Raw genomic sequence first — 555 nt, forward strand, 5'->3', positions numbered from 1 at the left:
ACCGCGCCGCCGGAGCGGCCGACGATTCCCCCCTTGCCCACCGACGCGCCGTTGGCCAGCAGGAACTGCGACAGGTGCATGTACTGCGTCCGGTAACCGTCGCTGTGGGTGATCGTCACCGTGTGTCCACCGGTGCCGTTGTCCGGAATGTTCGTGACGACTCCGGCGCCCGCCGCCGGCAGCGCGGTGCCGACTCCCATGCCGTAGTCGATCCCGCCCAGCGAGCCGCTGTCGAGGTGGTCCTGCCAGGTGCCGGTGATCTGATAGCCGCTGAACGGGTTGTAGATGTCCAGCGCCTGGGCGGGGTTACCCGAGAACAGCACGCCGCCGGCCGCCAGGCCGAGCGTGGTGAACGAGCCGCGCAGCAACGTGCGTCTGCTCATCACGACCCGAGGCCGAGCCTTCTGGACGTCTTCGGAACGATGCTTCTCGCACACGGCAACTCCCTTGTAAATGAAGTGACTTGGCCTGGCAGCGGGGTGCGGGGTCACGGTAGCCTACGCGCATAGATTTTGATAAGGGCATGACATTGCCACCCCTGGCGCGCCCGTGCCG

General features: G+C 66.8%; 1 protein-coding gene. It reads right to left on the bottom strand.

What is annotated here, in order from left to right; genetic code table 11:
* The coding region (locus JGS39_RS40105) for a M23 family metallopeptidase (protein ID WP_219574667.1) at nt 1-383 on the bottom strand (383 nt) is incomplete at its 3' end.
* Nucleotides 384-555: the final 172 nt, after the last annotated feature.

Origin of the sequence: Streptomyces poriferorum, assembly GCF_019399235.1 — a bacterium.
Taxonomy (GTDB): Bacteria; Actinomycetota; Actinomycetes; order Streptomycetales; family Streptomycetaceae; genus Streptomyces; species Streptomyces poriferorum.